The 16,026-nt window shown below is 59.1% G+C and carries 20 protein-coding genes and 1 riboswitch; of the genes, 16 read left to right on the top strand and 4 right to left on the bottom strand.

Translation table 11 applies throughout. From position 1 onward, the window contains the following. Positions 1-174 carry a hemin uptake protein HemP gene (gene hemP / locus GGD46_RS06785; protein WP_184702957.1) on the bottom strand — a complete coding sequence of 58 codons (174 nt, stop codon included), beginning with the start codon at positions 172-174 and terminating at the stop codon, positions 1-3. A gap of 193 nt (positions 175-367) precedes the next feature. On the opposite strand from hemP, the gene GGD46_RS06790 reads away from it, so the two are divergent. The 5 genes from GGD46_RS06790 (at position 368) to GGD46_RS06810 (ending at position 3,316) form a co-directional block, all read left to right on the top strand. After that, positions 368-817: a hypothetical protein gene (locus GGD46_RS06790; protein ID WP_184702958.1), complete on the top strand. Its 450-nt coding sequence runs from the start codon at positions 368-370 to the stop codon at positions 815-817. Positions 818-822: 5 nt separating this feature from the next. Continuing rightward, complete coding sequence (locus GGD46_RS06795; RefSeq protein WP_184702959.1) at positions 823-2,076, top strand: energy transducer TonB; 1,254 nt, start codon at positions 823-825, stop codon at positions 2,074-2,076. Positions 2,077-2,309: 233 nt separating this feature from the next. After that, positions 2,310-2,708, top strand: coding sequence for a DUF2325 domain-containing protein (locus tag GGD46_RS06800; protein WP_184702960.1), 399 nt, complete (start codon positions 2,310-2,312; stop codon positions 2,706-2,708). Further along, positions 2,705-2,983, top strand: a complete 279-nt coding sequence (locus tag GGD46_RS06805) for a hypothetical protein (RefSeq protein ID WP_184702961.1) — start codon at positions 2,705-2,707, stop codon at positions 2,981-2,983. Before GGD46_RS06800 ends, GGD46_RS06805 begins: the two co-directional genes overlap by 4 nt. An 18-nt stretch (positions 2,984-3,001) precedes the next feature. Further along, on the top strand, positions 3,002-3,316 hold the full coding sequence (locus GGD46_RS06810) for an antibiotic biosynthesis monooxygenase (protein WP_184702962.1): 315 nt from the start codon (positions 3,002-3,004) through the stop codon (positions 3,314-3,316). Positions 3,317-3,361: 45 nt separating this feature from the next. Here GGD46_RS06810 and GGD46_RS06815 read toward each other — a convergent pair whose 3' ends face one another. The 3 genes from GGD46_RS06815 to GGD46_RS06825 all read right to left on the bottom strand — a co-directional run bounded on the left by GGD46_RS06815 (position 3,362) and on the right by GGD46_RS06825 (position 5,270). After that, positions 3,362-3,739, bottom strand: coding sequence for a DUF423 domain-containing protein (locus GGD46_RS06815; RefSeq protein WP_184702963.1), 378 nt, complete (start codon positions 3,737-3,739; stop codon positions 3,362-3,364). Between the two features lie 7 nt (positions 3,740-3,746). After that, positions 3,747-4,136: a group II truncated hemoglobin gene (locus tag GGD46_RS06820; protein WP_184702964.1), complete on the bottom strand. Its 390-nt coding sequence runs from the start codon at positions 4,134-4,136 to the stop codon at positions 3,747-3,749. Positions 4,137-4,226: 90 nt separating this feature from the next. After that, positions 4,227-5,270: a substrate-binding domain-containing protein gene (locus GGD46_RS06825; protein WP_184702965.1), complete on the bottom strand. Its 1,044-nt coding sequence runs from the start codon at positions 5,268-5,270 to the stop codon at positions 4,227-4,229. Positions 5,271-5,405: 135 nt separating this feature from the next. On the opposite strand from GGD46_RS06825, the gene GGD46_RS06830 reads away from it, so the two are divergent. From GGD46_RS06830 to GGD46_RS06880, 11 genes are all read left to right on the top strand, one after another. After that, positions 5,406-6,449, top strand: a complete 1,044-nt coding sequence (locus GGD46_RS06830; protein WP_184702966.1) for a Gfo/Idh/MocA family protein — start codon at positions 5,406-5,408, stop codon at positions 6,447-6,449. A 4-nt stretch (positions 6,450-6,453) separates the two neighbouring features. Next, complete coding sequence (locus tag GGD46_RS06835) at positions 6,454-7,347, top strand: sugar phosphate isomerase/epimerase (RefSeq protein WP_184702967.1); 894 nt, start codon at positions 6,454-6,456, stop codon at positions 7,345-7,347. A 233-nt stretch (positions 7,348-7,580) separates the two neighbouring features. Next, positions 7,581-8,849, top strand: a complete 1,269-nt coding sequence (locus tag GGD46_RS06840; protein ID WP_184702968.1) for an ABC transporter substrate-binding protein — start codon at positions 7,581-7,583, stop codon at positions 8,847-8,849. 67 nt (positions 8,850-8,916) lie between these two features. Then, positions 8,917-9,822 (top strand): carbohydrate ABC transporter permease, encoded by a 906-nt coding sequence (locus tag GGD46_RS06845; protein WP_184702969.1) that lies wholly within the window; start codon positions 8,917-8,919, stop codon positions 9,820-9,822. 1 nt (position 9,823) lies between these two features. Continuing rightward, positions 9,824-10,699 (top strand): carbohydrate ABC transporter permease, encoded by an 876-nt coding sequence (locus tag GGD46_RS06850; RefSeq protein ID WP_184702970.1) that lies wholly within the window; start codon positions 9,824-9,826, stop codon positions 10,697-10,699. 100 nt (positions 10,700-10,799) lie between these two features. Then, positions 10,800-11,888, top strand: coding sequence for an ABC transporter ATP-binding protein (locus tag GGD46_RS06855; RefSeq protein WP_184702971.1), 1,089 nt, complete (start codon positions 10,800-10,802; stop codon positions 11,886-11,888). Between the two features lie 95 nt (positions 11,889-11,983). Continuing rightward, positions 11,984-12,547 (top strand): TetR/AcrR family transcriptional regulator, encoded by a 564-nt coding sequence (locus GGD46_RS06860; protein ID WP_184702972.1) that lies wholly within the window; start codon positions 11,984-11,986, stop codon positions 12,545-12,547. 19 nt (positions 12,548-12,566) lie between these two features. Continuing rightward, positions 12,567-12,908, top strand: a complete 342-nt coding sequence (locus GGD46_RS06865; protein WP_184702973.1) for an SMR family transporter — start codon at positions 12,567-12,569, stop codon at positions 12,906-12,908. A 164-nt stretch (positions 12,909-13,072) separates the two neighbouring features. Next, complete coding sequence (locus GGD46_RS06870; protein ID WP_184702974.1) at positions 13,073-13,858, top strand: ThuA domain-containing protein; 786 nt, start codon at positions 13,073-13,075, stop codon at positions 13,856-13,858. An 8-nt stretch (positions 13,859-13,866) separates the two neighbouring features. Further along, the gene (locus GGD46_RS06875) at positions 13,867-14,910 is read left to right on the top strand and encodes a Gfo/Idh/MocA family protein (RefSeq protein WP_184702975.1); all 1,044 of its coding nucleotides are present in this window, start codon (positions 13,867-13,869) and stop codon (positions 14,908-14,910) included. 40 nt (positions 14,911-14,950) lie between these two features. Beyond that, positions 14,951-15,778, top strand: coding sequence for a class I SAM-dependent methyltransferase (locus GGD46_RS06880; RefSeq protein WP_184702976.1), 828 nt, complete (start codon positions 14,951-14,953; stop codon positions 15,776-15,778). 64 nt (positions 15,779-15,842) lie between these two features. Next, a riboswitch (Fluoride riboswitch) is annotated at positions 15,843-15,931 on the top strand. Positions 15,932-16,026: the final 95 nt, after the last annotated feature.

The raw sequence follows: 16,026 nt of genomic DNA on the forward strand, positions 1-16,026 counted from the left end.
CTATTTGTTGAGTATGAGCTTGCCTTGGCGCGTAATCTTCATGCGGTAGATGACGCCTTCGTGCTTGATCATGATTTCCGTCTGACCGCGGAAAATATCCGTGCTCTCGACTATTCTTAGCTGCGGTGCCGCCGTGTTCTGTGCCGGCGGCGTCGGGTTTTTGTCAGCAATCATCCTGCTTGGTTTTGCCTGAAAATTCATCGGGGGCCGAACCGCCGTCCGGCCAAATTTATCTTGACTCTCATACTCATGGTTTCATAAAGACGCAATAGGATACGGATAAAGTCAAGTTTAAAAATTTCGACGACACACGCCAGGGCAGTCGACCGCGAAGGCGCGTGTGGAAGCATATTCAGGAGACAGGCCGATGCTGACGAAGACGATCTTGGCGCTTGCGATTTCGGGGATATTTGCTGCTGCAAACTTCGCTCCGGCCCTTGCCGAGGAGGCGAACGCAACTCCAGCAGCGGCCGCGCGTAAGCTCAGCGTCGAACTCAATGCTTTGGCGCCGTCGCAGAAGGGATGCATGATGACCTTCGTTGCCGAAAACGCCATGGCAACGCCGATCAACAAGATCTCCTTCGAACTTGCCTTCTTCAACGACAAGAACGCCGTCGATCGCGTTACCGTCCTCGATTTCCGTGACCTGCCGCTCGGCAAGAAGCGGGTGCGGCAATTCGATATGCCCGGCGTCAAGTGCGAGACGGTCACACGCATTATCATCAACGATACGCCGATATGTGATGGCCCGGCGGCGGGCGAGTGCAAAGCCGCGCTAACCACCCGCTCGCAGATATCCGTAGCTTTTGAAGGCTGAAGGCCATGGCTATGCGCTCGGTCAAGGTTTCCATGGAGCGCCGTTCCGACGGCGGTTTGAATGACAACTATCCGAGCGCGTTGCCGGGCCATGAATTGACCGGCCTCGAAGGCGTGCCGCGTCCGCCGGCCGGCGAGACCGTGATACACTACAGCTGCTTCACGCAGATCAGCTCCTTTCCAGAGCATCCGACCGAGCCGACACAAATCGAGGCGGCGGATCCGCTGCCGATGGACGCGCTGCCCGAGAAGCCTCATGCGGCAGCCTCCGGGCGTAAAGTGCCGCTTTTTTTCCCCGGTCTCGGATCGTGCCTTTTCCATGGAATTGTAGTTGCCCTCTTGCTGCTAACCTTCGTTGCGACGCCGGAAGAGGCGAAGGAGGAAGCGGGCGATACGGTCAGCGTCATCATGATCGGCAATTCCGACGCCGACCAGATGGCCGCGGGCGAGGAAAACCAGCAGCCCGAGCAGATGACTGCAGAGGCGGTTCAGCCGGAGACGGTGCAACCGACTGAGGTCACGCCCGAGGAAGTTCAGCCACAGGCGTCGCAACCCGAAGCCGTTCAGACGCAGCCCGCCGCGGCTCAGTCGGTTCAGACGGCGGAAGCCGTGCAGCCGGTCGAGCAGGCGCCACCGACGACCGTCGTGCCCGAGCAGCCGCAGATCTTGGTGACACAAACGCCTGCAGAGACGACGGTGATCCAGACTGCCGAACCGATCCAGCCCGTGGACAACCAGGTTGCCGAAGGGCAACCCATTCAGCCCATGCCTGAGGTCGTAACGCCCCTTGCCAAGCCGAAGCCCGTGGAAAGGCCGTGGGTCGTCAAGAAGCCGGTTCCGAAGGTGGCGAAAGTCAAGTCCGGGTCGCGCGGCGAGAGCGAGGAGGACTCCAAGAGGGGGTCGATCAACGGCACCGAGGCAGCCCAATCGGACCAAAACTCTCAACTGAACGCGCGCAAGACCGGTTCGGGAGATGCGGCAATTGCGAATTATCAGGGTAAGCTGCAATCTCGCATCAAGCGCTATGTGCAGCGCGTCTCCTCCAAATATGAAAAGGGCCTGACCCTTGTCGTCAGGCTGTCGATCGGCTCCGATGGCGAACTGCGGTCCGTCTCCCTGGCGCGCAGCTCAGGGAATTCCGGATTGGATGATGCGGTGATGGAGCAAGTGCGAAATGCCGCGCCATTTTCGCCGTTGCCTCCGGAATGGGGTAAGCCGACATGGTCGTTCGTGCAGGCCGTTCAAACGGCGGGCCGTTAGAGCGCTTCTGCTTTTCACTGCATCGGGAAAACGCTCCATCTGATTGCTTTCGCGCATTCCGGATGGAAGCCGCCGCGCACTTTCCCGGACATGTTCACAGCGCCGCGGCGCTGCCTCTTAAAATATGATGGAAATCATCAACTTTATACTTTACTCCAAAAATCATGTTTAATAAGGTCGCCTCGCGCTCGGCGGAATCGAGCGTGCAAGAGCAACCAGCAAACGGGTGATGCATGGCGCGTAAGGGGAAGAAGGATTCTGGTCGCGGAAGCCGCGAAGTGCAGGCGACGGCGCAGGTTTCCGGGAAATCTAGCCTCGATGTGCGCAGCTTCCTCTATGTCGGCGGGCGCGATTGCCAGGTGGCGCATCTGCGCCAGATCGCCAGCAACTTCGGGGCCGAACTCATCCATCACGATGGCGGCCTGCGTGAAGCCGTTTCACGCATCGATACGGTGTTGCCTTCGGTCGACTGCGTCTTCTGCCCCATCGACTGTATCAGCCACGATGCCTGCCTGCGGGTGAAGACCGGCTGCAAGAAATTCGGCAAGGCCTTCATTCCGCTACGCAACGGCAGCAAGTCCAGCCTCGAAAGAGCGCTGCAGACCATGAAAGAACGAGACGTTTCCCAATGATTGATGACGGCCCTGACGGGGTTATGCTGATCGGCCTGCACAAGCTGGCCGCGCAGAATGGTGACGGGCTTGTGCCCGAGCTTTACGAATTGCTGATGCGTCGGGCCGAGGAGCAACAGCGCGCTCCGAATGTGGCGACCTTTCCGACTTGGAAGGTACGTCGCCCAGGTGAGGCATCGGATCGCATCACGGGCACGACCGCTCTCGATGGCGCAAATATCGTTGCCTTTGCGCCGGACGTGGATAAGACTGTCACGCGTCGCAAGAAGGTCTGATCGTCGAACGAGGTTGCCATGTTTATCGCCATGAACCGCTTCAAGGTCGTCATCGGTTTGGAGGGCGAATTCGAAGAGGTCTGGAGAGGGCGAGATTCCCGGCTGTCTGACGTGCCCGGGTTCATAGAATTTCGCCTCCTACGCGGTAAATCGAATGTGGAAGAGGGCCATACGGTGTTTTCCTCGCACACGAGCTGGCGCACCGAGGACGACTTCATCAACTGGACGAAATCCGAGCATTTTCGCGTGGCGCACCGCAATGCCGGCGACAATAAGCGGCTCTATTGGGGGCCGCCGCAGTTCGAAGGCTTCAGCGTGGTTCCCGGAATCTGAGCCGGGATCTTCTTCGCTGCATTAGGCTTTAAGGCGGCGTCGCCTTCATGCCTTTGCGTCGCGCATTCCAAAGAACGCGCCGATTGCGATCATCGCCCATCCGGCAATCATGCCCATGCCGCCCGTTGGAGCCGCCATCGGGAACAGCGAGCTGCTTCCAAAATGCCTGACGATGAGATCGCCGGCGAAGATCAATGTTCCCAGACCTAGCAATACGGCTGCGAGCGGCGCGGTGCGGATCCGGTCATAGGCAGCGTAAAGCGCCAGCAGGGCAGGGGCGTGTGCCAGGCTCATGGTCGAAGCCGCGCCGAGGAAATGCGTGTCGCCGCCATGGGTTGCGGCTGCGGCAAGGGCTACGCCGGCACCACCGAGGATGCCAGCCACAAACAGGGTTGCCGGCCGGATTATGGCGCTCACACTCATGTCTTCCTCATTCCCTGTTCTGCATGTGGAAGGCCAGGCGCTCGACCGGCTCCCAGATGATGGCTCGTAGTTTCTCATTCTCGATGGTTTCGTCCATGGCGCGGCGGAAGCAGAACAACCACTCGTCGCGTTCGGTCGGACCGATAGCGGCGACGAAATGGCGGCTGCGCAGGCGGGGATGGCCGCGCTTCTCGATGTAGAGCTGCGGGCCGCCGAGATAGCCGGTCAGATATTCGTAGAACTTCTCCTGCGAGCCTTCGAGGCTCGGAGGATGCACGGCGCGGCAATTGGCGGCCTCGGGCAGCGTGTCCATCAGTTCGTAGAAGCGTGACGTCAGAGCGCGCACGGTCCGGTCGCCGCCGATCGCTTCGTAAAGTGTGATGGTTTCTTCGCTCAAGCCGCTACCCCTGTTTACGATGCCCTACATGGCAATTGATGGGCGACGCCGCAACCGTCGATATGCTCGCTGCGGCGTTTCGGCGCTGCCTTACTTGCTCGACGGCAGGTAGAAGGCGTCGCTCTCCCCCGGAACGAGCTCGAGCGACCAGGTTCGCTGCCGATTTGTATCGGGATACAAGTGATTGTAGGCAGGCATGCTGGAGAGCAGGATTTCGGCGAGTTCGACGCCGAGATCGTGCAGCGACGTGCGAAAACAGGTGAGAGCCGGCTGCAGGAACTTGGCGCGCGGCGCCTCGCGAAAGCCCACGACGGCGATGTCACGGCCGGGAATGATGCCGGCTTCCATGACGCGCCGATAAAGGCCGATGGCCATCAGCTCGTAGATCAGGATGACGGCCGTTGGCCTGTCTTCGAGCCGAAGCAATTCGTCGGCAACCTGATAGCCACCCTGTTCGCTCGATTTGGCGCGGATGATCAGCGCCGGATCGTAGGGAATTCCGTGCCGCTCCAAAGCGTGGCGATAGCCTTCCGCGAAGACGAAGCCGAGGTTGATGTCGCTGGTGGGCACGCTGATTGCGATGCGCCGGTGCCCGCGCGCGACGAGCCTGTCGACGGCGCTGTTGGCAACGCTGTCGAAATCGAGGTCGGCCCAGGGGTGCTGCACGCCCGAGAGGCTGCGGCCGAGTGCGGCAAAGGGGATCTTCGCCTTGGCGAGCAGATCGAAGCGCTTGTCGACGCGCTGCGTCTCGGACAGGATCAGCGCATCGACGATGCGCCTCGCCACCATGCGCTTCAGATACTCATAGGGGTCTTCGTCATGCGGGCAGGGGAGCATGATCAGATCGAGATTGTGCCGCGAGAACACGCTCTGTAATCCACCCGTCACGGTCAGGAAGAAGTTGTCGCTATTTTCGACCGTTTCCTTGCTGGATTGGATCATCAGGCCGATGACGTTGGTCGTTCCCTGCCGAAGGCTGCGTCCAGACTGGTTGGCCACATAGCCCAGTTGTTCGGCAGCGGCGAGCACGCGCTTGCGGGTTTCCTCGTTCACATCCGGCTTGCCGTTCAATGCGCGTGATATTGTGCCGATCGAGATATCGAGATGCTCGGCAAGCTGGCGAATTCCCTTCATCGGCCGCGGTTTTCCTCCATCCACCATTTTCCGTAGTCCTCCTCTATTGACACAGGAAAATCTTTTCGCATAGTATCGTAAACGTTTACGGAGCGTGTGTCATGAGGGGTTGACCACCGCCCGCTGGAGGACATCGTGAAATTCAATGCCATTTTGTGCGGGTGCGGAGCTATGTCCAAGGGCTGGCTCAGGGCCATCGCCTCGACGCCGGCGCTTGCCGATTCCATTCAGGTCGTCGGCCTCGTCGATCTCAATCGAGCGACCGCTGAAAACCTTGCCAAAGAGTTCTCGCTGGAAGATGCCGTCATCGGCGCGGATCTCAGCGATGTCATCGCGGAGACGAAGGCAGATCTGGTTTTTGACGTCGTCATCCCGGCGGCACGCTTCGATGTGGTTTCGACGGCTTTGAAGGCTGGCTGTCATGTGCTCAGCGAAAAGCCGATGGCGACCTCGCTCGCAGAAGGTGCCGCCCTGATCGACCTTGCCGCCAAGGCGGGCAAGGTCCACGCCATCATCCAGAACCGCCGCTACATCTCCGGCATCCGTCGCCTGCGCCGGCTTGTGGAGGAGGGCGCGATCGGTGAACTCACGGGCATCCATTGCGATTTCTTCCTTGGCCCGCATTTCGGCGGTTTCCGCGAGGAAATGGATAACGTCCTGCTGCTCGACATGGCGATCCATACCTTCGACGCGGCCCGCTTCGTCTCCGGCAAGGTACCGCTTTCAGTTTACTGCATGGAAAAGAACCCTGTGGGGTCCTGGTACAAGCATGGCGCATCGGCTCATGCGCTCTTCGATTTTTCCGACGATGTCGTCTTCAGCTATCGTGGCTCCTGGTGCGCCGAGGGCCGGCGCACGAGCTGGGAAAGCCAATGGCGGCTGACCGGCAGCAAGGGTATGCTCACCTGGGATGGCGAGGAGAATTTCGAAGCCAGCGTCGCCGGCAACGAGCCCGGCCTGCTGCATGGCTTTGTGCCGATCGAGGTTCCCGGGCCGAAACGTGAGGAAGAGACGCACGGCCATGCCAGCGTCATCGCCTCCTTCATCGAGGCGATCAGGACCGGCAAAGCGCCCGAGACGGCAAGCGATGACAATATTCGCAGCCTCGCCATGGTTTTAGGCGCCATCGAGAGCGCCAAGACGGGCCGCCGCGTCGATATTTCAGCACAAGGACAATGAGAGCATGACCAATCCGGCAAAGGCCATCCGTATCGGCACGATGATCAGGGCGACGAACGAGGATGCCGCAGAGAATATCGCCAAGATCGCCGATCTCGGCTTCGAAAGCTTCGAGCCCTTCTTCTGGCAGACCACCAACGGCCAGAATCTGGCGGATCTCGGTAAACGCTGCCGCGACGCCATTGGTGATCGCGACATCACCATCTCGACCGTCGGTATGTTCGGCAATCCGCTCGAAGAGCGCGAGATGGACCTGCAGACACTGCAGGGCTGGAAAGATTGCATCGACAATGCCCATCATTTTGGCGCCACTTGCGTTGCCGGCTTTACCGGCCGCATCCGCAACAAGCCGCTCACCGACAGCCTGCCGCGCTACAAGCAGGTCTGGAGCGAGCTTGCCAAGCGTGCTGCCGACAAGGGTATCAAGATCGCCTTCGAAAATTGCGCTATGGACGGCAATTGGGCGACGGGCGACTGGAACATCGCGCATAACCCCGATGCCTGGGAACTGATGTTCAACGAGACCCCGGACGAGAATATCGGTCTGGAATGGGAGCCGTGCCATCAGATGGTCTATCTGATCGAGCCGCTGCCGCAGATCCGCAAATGGGCGAAGAAGATTTTTCACGTTCATGGCAAGGACGCGACGATCCGTTGGGACGTCATCAAGGAACACGGCATTTTCGGCAAGGAGAAGTTCGTCTTCATGCGCACGCCGGGCTTCGGCGATAGCAACTGGACCGACATCATCTCCGAACTGCGCCTTGCCGGCTGGTCCGGCTCGATCGACATCGAGGGCTGGCACGATCCTGTCTATCGCGATGCGCTCGAGATGACTGGTCAGGTTCACGGACTGAACTATCTCAAGAGAAGCCGAGGCGGTGAATTCGTCGAGTGATGTACGTATCTGCGAATCTGCATCGATTTAGGAGGCAAGTTGTGCGTTAATCAAAAGCGTGGAGCGGCCAACGCTTTGCGCAAGACGGGCAACCAAATGGAGGAGCTGCCGAGCATCCGCTGATCGTCCCGAGGGACTAGCGAATGCCCCGGTAGCATGAGGGAAAAGCCGACGGCAGCGCGGGCCATGTCGTCGGTTCAAAACCGTCACGGTTCGCAGGTGGAGGAGAATATATGAATATTTTTTCGAAGCTGGCGATCTCAGCCGGCATGTCGCTGTTGCTGGCTGCCGGCGTGGCGCAAGCCCAGAACAAGACATTCAACATCTGGTGGTTCGAGCTGCCTGACACGCCTCAGTCCAAGGCTTGGACGAAGGCTCTTGGCGAACTGAAGGCCAAGCATCCGGATGTCACCGTGAATTTCGAACTGAAGACTTTCGAGCAATTGCAAAAGGCCGGCAGTCTCATTCTCAATTCGGATCAGGCGCCTGACGTGCTCGAATACAACAAAGGCAATGCCACCGCTGGCCTCGTTGCTTCACAGGGCCTGTTGACGCCGCTTGACGATCAATTCAAGTCGCGCGGCTGGGACAAGATCCTGAACGACAACAGCACGCAACTGAGCAAGTATGACGCCAACGGCATCTATGGTTCTGGTCCGATTATCGGCATTCCGGCCTATGCGGAGTTTGTCTCCGTTTTCTATAATATCGACCTGTTCCAGGCGAATGGCGTGAAAGTACCGACGACACTGGATGAGTTCGAAGCCGCGCTCGCCACATTCAAGCAGAAGGGCATCACGCCGCTTTCCCTGGGGACAGTGGATTCAAACGGGCAGCATCTGCTCTATACGCTGGCACTGACACAGGCGGACGATACCTGGGTCAATAACTATCAGGGCCTCAAGGTACCGCTAGACACCAAGCCCTTTCTCTTCGCCGCCAAGAAGATCGTCGATTGGGTGAGCAAGGGTTACATCTCCAAGGATTCGACCGGTCTGAAGGGCACAGGCGGCGCTGACAACCTCTTCTCCTCCGGCAAGGCGCCCATGTTCATCAGCGGCACATGGAACAACGGCAATTTCGCCAGCTCGATCAAGAACTTCAAATGGAGCCAGTTCGTCTTCCCGACGCCAAAATACACCGTCGGCTCTACCGGAAACCTGTTCGTGGTGCCGAAGGGCTCCAAGAACAAGGATCTCGCTTACGAATTCATCGATCTTGCGCTTGGCAAGGAAAATCAGAACGAGCAGGCCAATCTTGGCGGCGTCGCCATTGCCGCCGATCCGGCTGCGGTTAAGGACGAACTCGGCAAGCGCAATGTCGAGCTCTTTAGCAATATCTCCGGCAAGGGCGGTCTCGGCCTTTATCCGGATTGGCCGGTGCCCGGCTATTACGAACTGTTGATCCAGGCGACGACCGGCCTAGTCACTGGCTCGACTACGCCCGAGCAGTTCGCCGAACGCATAAAGAAGCCTTACGACGACGCGCAGGCGGCCCAATAATCATCGTCGACAATCACAACGGCGGGACGGCTCAATGCCGCCTCGCCGTATCGGAGGGAGGAATTCGATGGTGAAGGCAGGCAGCGAAAGTAAGGCTGGGTACTATCTCTATATCATTCCCGGTATGCTGGGATTTGCGCTGGTGGTCCTCATTCCGTTGATTGCCAATTTGGCCATCAGCTTCACGACGTGGAAGGGCGGCAACATTTCGCCACGTTATGTCGGCTTCGAAAACTATCAGCGGCTGCTTCAGGATTCCGTGTTTTGGGGGGCGATGCAGCATACGCTATTGTTCATCATTTCGATGACGATCGTACCCATCCTTCTCGGGCTGGTATTGGCTGCAGTACTCTTCGACTACATCGCTGCCCAGTTCAGCGAGACCTGGTCGAGCTTCTTTCGCGCCGGCTTTTACTTGCCGCAGATTCTGCCGTTGACCACGGTAGGCGTCCTGTGGACATGGATCCTCAACCCTTTCGGCATCATCAACGCTGTCTTGCGGGCGCTTGGTCTCGATTTCATGGCGAAGAACTGGCTGGGCGATGCGAGTTATGCGCTGCTGGCGGTTTCCGCCGTCATTGTCTGGGTGCAGGTCGGCTATTGTCTGGTCGTGTTCATGTCCGGGCTCGCACGCGTAGACCCATCGCTCTACGAGGCTGCCGAACTCGACAATGCGACCTGGTTCGGCCGCTTTCGCTCCATCACCATCCCGATGCTGATGCCTGAAATCTTCGTCGTCGCCTTGACGACGTTGATCGCAGCTCTGAAGGTGTTTGCACCGATCTACGTTCTGACATCAGGCGGACCGGACAACGCGACGACGGTGCCCTCCTACCTGTCCTACTATCACTTCTTCACGACGAACCGCGTCGGCTACGCCGCGGCGATTGCGACGCTGCAGACCGCCATGACCATCGTGCTCGGCGTCATCTTCATGCGCATGCAATCGAAGCAAACCGCGGGGGGACATTGATATGGCCGCGACGTCTTCGCTCTCCGTTCCGGTCGTGCACACGGAGCATCGCAGGAAGAAGGGAATCGGTCGCTGGGTCGTTCTGGCAATCCTGCTCGTCTTCCTGGCCGCAACGCTTTTCCCGTTCTTTCTGGCGGCTTTCAATGCCATCAAGACGGCGGCGGATTATGCTGCAAACGGTCCCCTCGCTTTCCCGCGGAGTTTCGATCTCACCGCGTTGAAGAACTTCTGGACAACGGTGGATTTCCCCCGGAAGCTCTTCAACAGCATCTTGATCAGTGCATGCACGGCCATTCTGGCGGTGGTGCTCAGCCTGCTCAATGCCTATGCTATCGGCATCGGCCGTGTGCGCGGCGGGCAGGCGTTGCTGGTGATCCTGCTGATTGCGATCATGGCGCCGCAGGAGGCGCTGGTCTATCCGCTCTACTATATGGCCAAGCTGGTGGGTCTGTTCGACTCGATGCTGTCGGTCATCATCATTCTCGGCGTACTTCACACTGCTTTCGGCACCTACCTGCTCTCATCGGTCCTGGCGACGTTTCCACGCGAGATCATCGAGGCTGCGCAAATCGATAATGCGACACGCTGGCAGATTCTCTGGCTCGTGATCGTGCCCGTGCTGCGCCCGACGCTTGCGGTGCTGGCGACCTTCTTCTTCATCTGGACCTGGAACGAGTTCCTGATCCCTCTCGTGTTCCTGGTTTCCAACAACAACCAGACCATCTCCGTGGCCATGGGCGTGCTGTCGGGATCCAATACGCAGGAGCCGACAGCAATTGCGGCGGCCTCGCTACTCGGCATCTTGCCGACGGTGATCTTCTTCCTGATTTTCCAACGCACCTTGACACGAGGCGTGGCCGCCGGTGCCGTCAAATAAACTTATGCGGAAAGCTCCGTCTCAACGGGGATGATCCGAAGAGGCGGGGTTCGGTGAATGGCAGTTCTGACGAAGTTCGAATTTTCCGCAGGAGGAGCAAGTGGCAGGAATCAACATCAAGTCCCTCACCAAGCATTTCGGGGCCGTACAGGTTCTCAACGATATCGATCTGACGATCGAGCGCGGCGAGTTCGTCGTCTTTCTCGGCGGCTCGGGGTGCGGCAAGTCGACCTTGCTGCGCATGATCGCGGGCCTGGAGTCGATCACGAGCGGTGAAATCTGGATCGGCGGAAAGCGGGTCGACCAGCTGCCGCCCGGTGAGCGCGGCGTATCCATGGTTTTCCAATCCTATGCGCTCTATCCGCACATGACCGTTCGCGACAACATGTCTTTCGGCCTGCGCAACATCAAGACGCCGAAGGCCGAGATCGACCGGCGCATCGAGGCGGCGGCAAAGATCCTTGAAATGCCGCATCTTCTCGATCGCAAGCCTTCGGCATTGTCCGGCGGCCAGCGCCAGCGTGTTGCGATCGGCCGCGCCATCGTGCGCGAACCGGATGTCTTCCTCTTCGACGAGCCGCTTTCCAATCTGGATGCCGGATTGCGTACGCGCACCCGCGTCGAGTTGGCGCAGCTGCATGAGCGGCTGGGCGCGACGATGGTGTTCGTCACTCACGATCAGGTGGAGGCAATGACGCTTGCCGACCGTATCGTGCTCTTGAACAACAAGAAGATCGAGCAGGTGGCGTCGCCGGTTGAGATCTACACGCGCCCCGCGACCCGCTATGTCGCCCAGTTCGTCGGCTCGCCGGGTATGAACTTCATCAATATAGCCGGCGTCAGCGAGGCAGGCGGGCTTGCAACCGCGACCTTGCCGGACGGATCGGTCATCAAAACTTCTGTCGCGTTGAACGGTCTTGACAACTCGGGGCTGACGCTTGGCGTCAGGCCGGAACATCTCGTCGTCACCACGGCCGAGAAGAGCGATATCGCCGGGCAGGTGGAGACAGTAGAGCGCCTCGGTGACCGTTCGCTCGTCCATGTCCGGCTAAGGGACGGGTCGAAGATCATCGGCACGGATCCCGGCATGACGAGCATCACGACAGGTTCGCCAATCACCTTTGCAGTCGAGGCGGCGAAGGTGAGCATTTTCGATGCGGGCGATGTCGCGCATCATTCCGTCAACTGAGGAGGAGCAATACGAGGATCATTCAAAATCAATGGGGCTTAGAAGTCATCAATCAGATCATTGACGAAACCGTCTAACTGGTATGTTATGTCGCCATGTCCACTGCGCACCATAGGAAGAAGCAGCCTTTGTTTGTCCGCCAGCAATTGCTGGAGGTCGCGGCGCGGCTTGCTTCCGAAAAAGGGATGACTGCGGTGACGCTGGATGCCGTTTCCGGCGCTTCCGGTGTCAGCAAGGGTGGTTTGCTGCATCACTTCCCCAGCAAGAACATGCTGCTGGAAGCGTTGTTCGACAGCCTGCTTGAACGTCTGGATGCTGCGATCGAAGAGGCGATGCGTGCCGATCCGATGCCGCACGGCCGGTTTACCCGTGGCTACCTGCGTGCCTGCCTGGCATTGCGGGACCAGCCGCAGGGAACGAAGGACTGGGCGCAGGTGACCATGGTGCTGCTCAGCGAGCCGCAATTGCGGCAACGCTGGCGCGACTGGGTGCGCGAGCGCAGCGAGGAATATGTGGGTACGGATTCCTCGGTGGATGCGGCCATCGTCAGGCTGGCGACCGACGGGATCTGGCTCGCAGACCTGCTCGGCAGCCACGACATGGGCGAAGACGCGCGCGAAAGACTTATCGGGCGGCTGATTGAGCTGACGCAGCTCTAACATTATCGGAGAAAATGGAATGGCGAACGCATCGGTCTATGCAATGCTGATGGTTGCGATCGTGCTCGAAGTGATCGGCACGACGGCGTTGCAGCTGTCGCAGCAGTTCACGCGCCTCGGTCCTACGATTGTGCTGGTGGTCTGCTATGCCGCTGCCTTCTATTGTCTTTCGGTAACGTTGCGGGTGATCCCGGTCGGCATAGCCTATGCCATCTGGAGTGCCCTCGGCATCGTGCTGATTTCGGTGGTCGGGCTGGTGTTCTTCCGGCAGAAGCTCGATCTTGCCGCCATCATTGGCCTGGCGCTGATCATCATCGGCGTGCTGGTCGTCAACCTCTTTTCAAAGTCCGTGTCGCACTGAAAAGACAGGTGTTGTCCATCGTTATTTTTACCTTTGTCAAAACGCTTTGGACGCACTATGTCTTGCGATAGATGGGTTGATCGAGGCTCGTATTACGGCGTTTTCCCAAAGCGCTTTGGAATGCATAAACTATTCAAACCCAATGGTATTAAAGGAGTGCCGCAATGACTATTCGTGCCGTCGTATGGGGCGAAAACATTCACGAGCAAACAAACAAGGTCGTCGCCGAGATCTATCCGGAAGGCATGCACAATACCATCGCCAAGGCGCTGAACGCCGACGCTGGTATCGCGGCGACCACTGCAACGTTGCAGGAGCCTGAGCATGGTCTCAGTGAAGCCCGGCTGAAGGATACCGACGTGCTGTTGTGGTGGGGCCACAAGGACCACGGTGCCGTCAGCGACGAAGTGGTCGAGCGCGTTGCCAAGCGCGTGTGGGAAGGTATGGGCCTCATCGTCCTGCATTCGGGCCATTTCTCCAAGATCTTCAAGCGCCTGATGGGCACGCCATGCGCGCTGAAATGGCGCGAGGCCGGTGAGCGCGAGCGCCTGTGGGTCATCAATCCCCGCCATCCGATCGCAGCCGGCCTCGGCGAGCATTTCGAACTCGAGAATGAGGAGATGTACGGCGAACAGTTCTCCGTGCCGGAACCGCTCGAAACCGTGTTCATCTCCTGGTTCCAGGGTGGGGAAGTCTTCCGCTCCGGCATGACCTGGCGCCGCGGTGCCGGCAACATCTTCTACTTCCGCCCGGGCCACGAGACCTATCCGACCTATCACAACGGCACCGTTCACAAGGTTCTGATCAATTCCGTGAAATGGGCTCATAACCCGCTCGGCACGCAGGCCAGTATCCATGATGCGCCGAATGTGCCGGTCGAGAAGGCACTGGAGCAGATCGTCGAACGCGGCCCGAGACTGCACCAGGCCGGCGAAGCCGGTTATCGCTGAGGTATCACATGCGTCTCATAGTAGTTGGCACGGGCGGCATGGCGAAGAACCATGTAGAGCATTTCGCCCGCATTCCTGGCGTCGAAATTGTCGGCGCCGTCGATACGGATGCGACAAGGCTCACTGCCTTTTGCGATACGTTCGATATCAAAAAGCGCTTTCTGTCTTTGGACGAGGCGCTGGCCTGGGGTGAGTTTGATTCGGTGACAAACGTCACGCCGGACAAGGCTCACAATCCGACCACTCTGCCGCTGCTTGCCGCCGGCAAACATGTTCTCTGCGAGAAGCCTCTCGCGGAGAACTACGAGAAGGCGTTGGAGATGACGGAAGCTGCCGAAAGGGCAGGGGTCGTCAACATGGTCAACCTGACCTATCGCAATGTCGCGCAGCTGCAGAAGGCGCGCGAGATGGTGATCTCGGGCGAGATCGGCACGGTCAAGCATGTCGAGGCGTCCTACCTGCAGAGCTGGCTCGTCTCCAAGGCCTGGGGTGACTGGCGCAGCGAATCCAAATGGCTGTGGCGCTTATCGACCGGACACGGTTCGAACGGCGTTCTCGGCGATATCGGCATCCATATTCTCGATTTCGCCGCCTATGGCGCAGCGACGGATATCGACCACGTCTTCGCGCGATTGAAAACATTCGCCAAGGCTCCTGGTGAACGCATCGGCGAATATACGCTCGACGCCAACGATAGCTTCTCGATGTCGGTCGATTTCGCCAATGGTGCGCTCGGCGTCGTGCATGCGAGCCGCTGGGCAACGGGTCACTTGAATGAGCTGAAGCTTCGCATCTATGGCGAGCGCGGCGGCCTGGAAGTGACCCACAGCCCGAACGGCTCCGAGCTGCGCGGTTGCCTCGGCGACGATACCGAAACGGCGACGTGGAAGGTGATCGAGGTGCCGCCGGTCCCGACCAATTACCAGCGCTTCGCCGAAGCCGTCATGACCGGCAGCAGCCAGGATCCGAGCTTCCGCCATGCAGCAAACTTGCAGCGCGTGCTGGATCTTGCCATGGTAACGGAAACAGAGCGGCGCGAACTGAAGGTCTGATATCCTAAGACCCTTCAGGCAAAGCCTTGGGAGTGCGTGCATGTCTACCGAGGAAAAAGTTGCCAACCATTACACACGCGGATCGCTGGAAACGGCGATCCTGCAAACCCTTGCCGATAACGGCAGGGATATCGACAACCTGCGCCTTCGCGATCTGGCCGGCGTCGATGAGTTTCACCTGGGGCGCCATGCTGCCACGGTGGATCTTGCGCGCGATCTTGATCTTTCGGCAGGTCTCCGGCTTGCCGATATCGGATCAGGGCTAGGCGGGCCTGCACGCCATTTTGCCGACACCTATGGATGCGTCGTCTCGGGTATCGATCTTACCGAAGAATTCGTTCAGGTTGCCAATTCGCTGACCGCGCGCTGCGGTCTGGCGGAGCAAGTGTCCTTCCAGCAGGGGAGTGCCTTGTCCCTGCCTTTCGAGAGCGGCAGTTTCGACCGCGCGACACTCATTCATGTCGGTATGAACATCGAGGACAAGGCGAAGCTGTTCGCGGAGATCAGGCGCATCCTGAAGCCGGGCGGTCGTTTCGGCCTCTATGAAGTGATGCAGATGCGTGATGGCGCGCTACCCTTTCCAATGCCTTGGGCGATGGATCCGGAGACCAGTTTCGTTCGCAGCCCCGATGTCTATCGTCGACTGCTCGATGAGGCAGGTTTGGTGGTGGAGCTGGAACAGGATCGCAGCGCGCTGGCGATCCGTCTGGCGCACGAGGCGCGTGCCAAGGCGGCCGTAGGCGGCGCGCGCGACCAAGGGTTCCGCGCACTGATGGGTCCGAAAGCCGGTGAGCGAAGCAACAATGTCAACACGTCGGTCGAAGGCGGATTGCTCGCGCCGATCGAGATGATCGCGAAAGCCGTTTGATGATGTCGCGTTCGAGGCACTTGGTTGTAGTGCGTTGACAGCGGCGGGGCTATTTCTATATTGCAATCTCAACGGTAATGGATTTCTGCCGGGCCATGGTGGCCGAACCGCTGCTCTGATTTTTCCAGGGAAGCTGATGACTCCTACTCAACCCGCCTGAAGGCGAAGGAGTAGAGTCGTGCCTTTTTTCTTACCGTCATCCCAATCCTATCCCCCATCCGGTATCCCCGTAAGACCTTCGTATGGCT

It is taken from the genome of Martinezella lusitana (assembly GCF_014207095.1).
GTDB classification, from domain to species: Bacteria; Pseudomonadota; Alphaproteobacteria; order Rhizobiales; family Rhizobiaceae; genus Rhizobium; species Rhizobium lusitanum_B.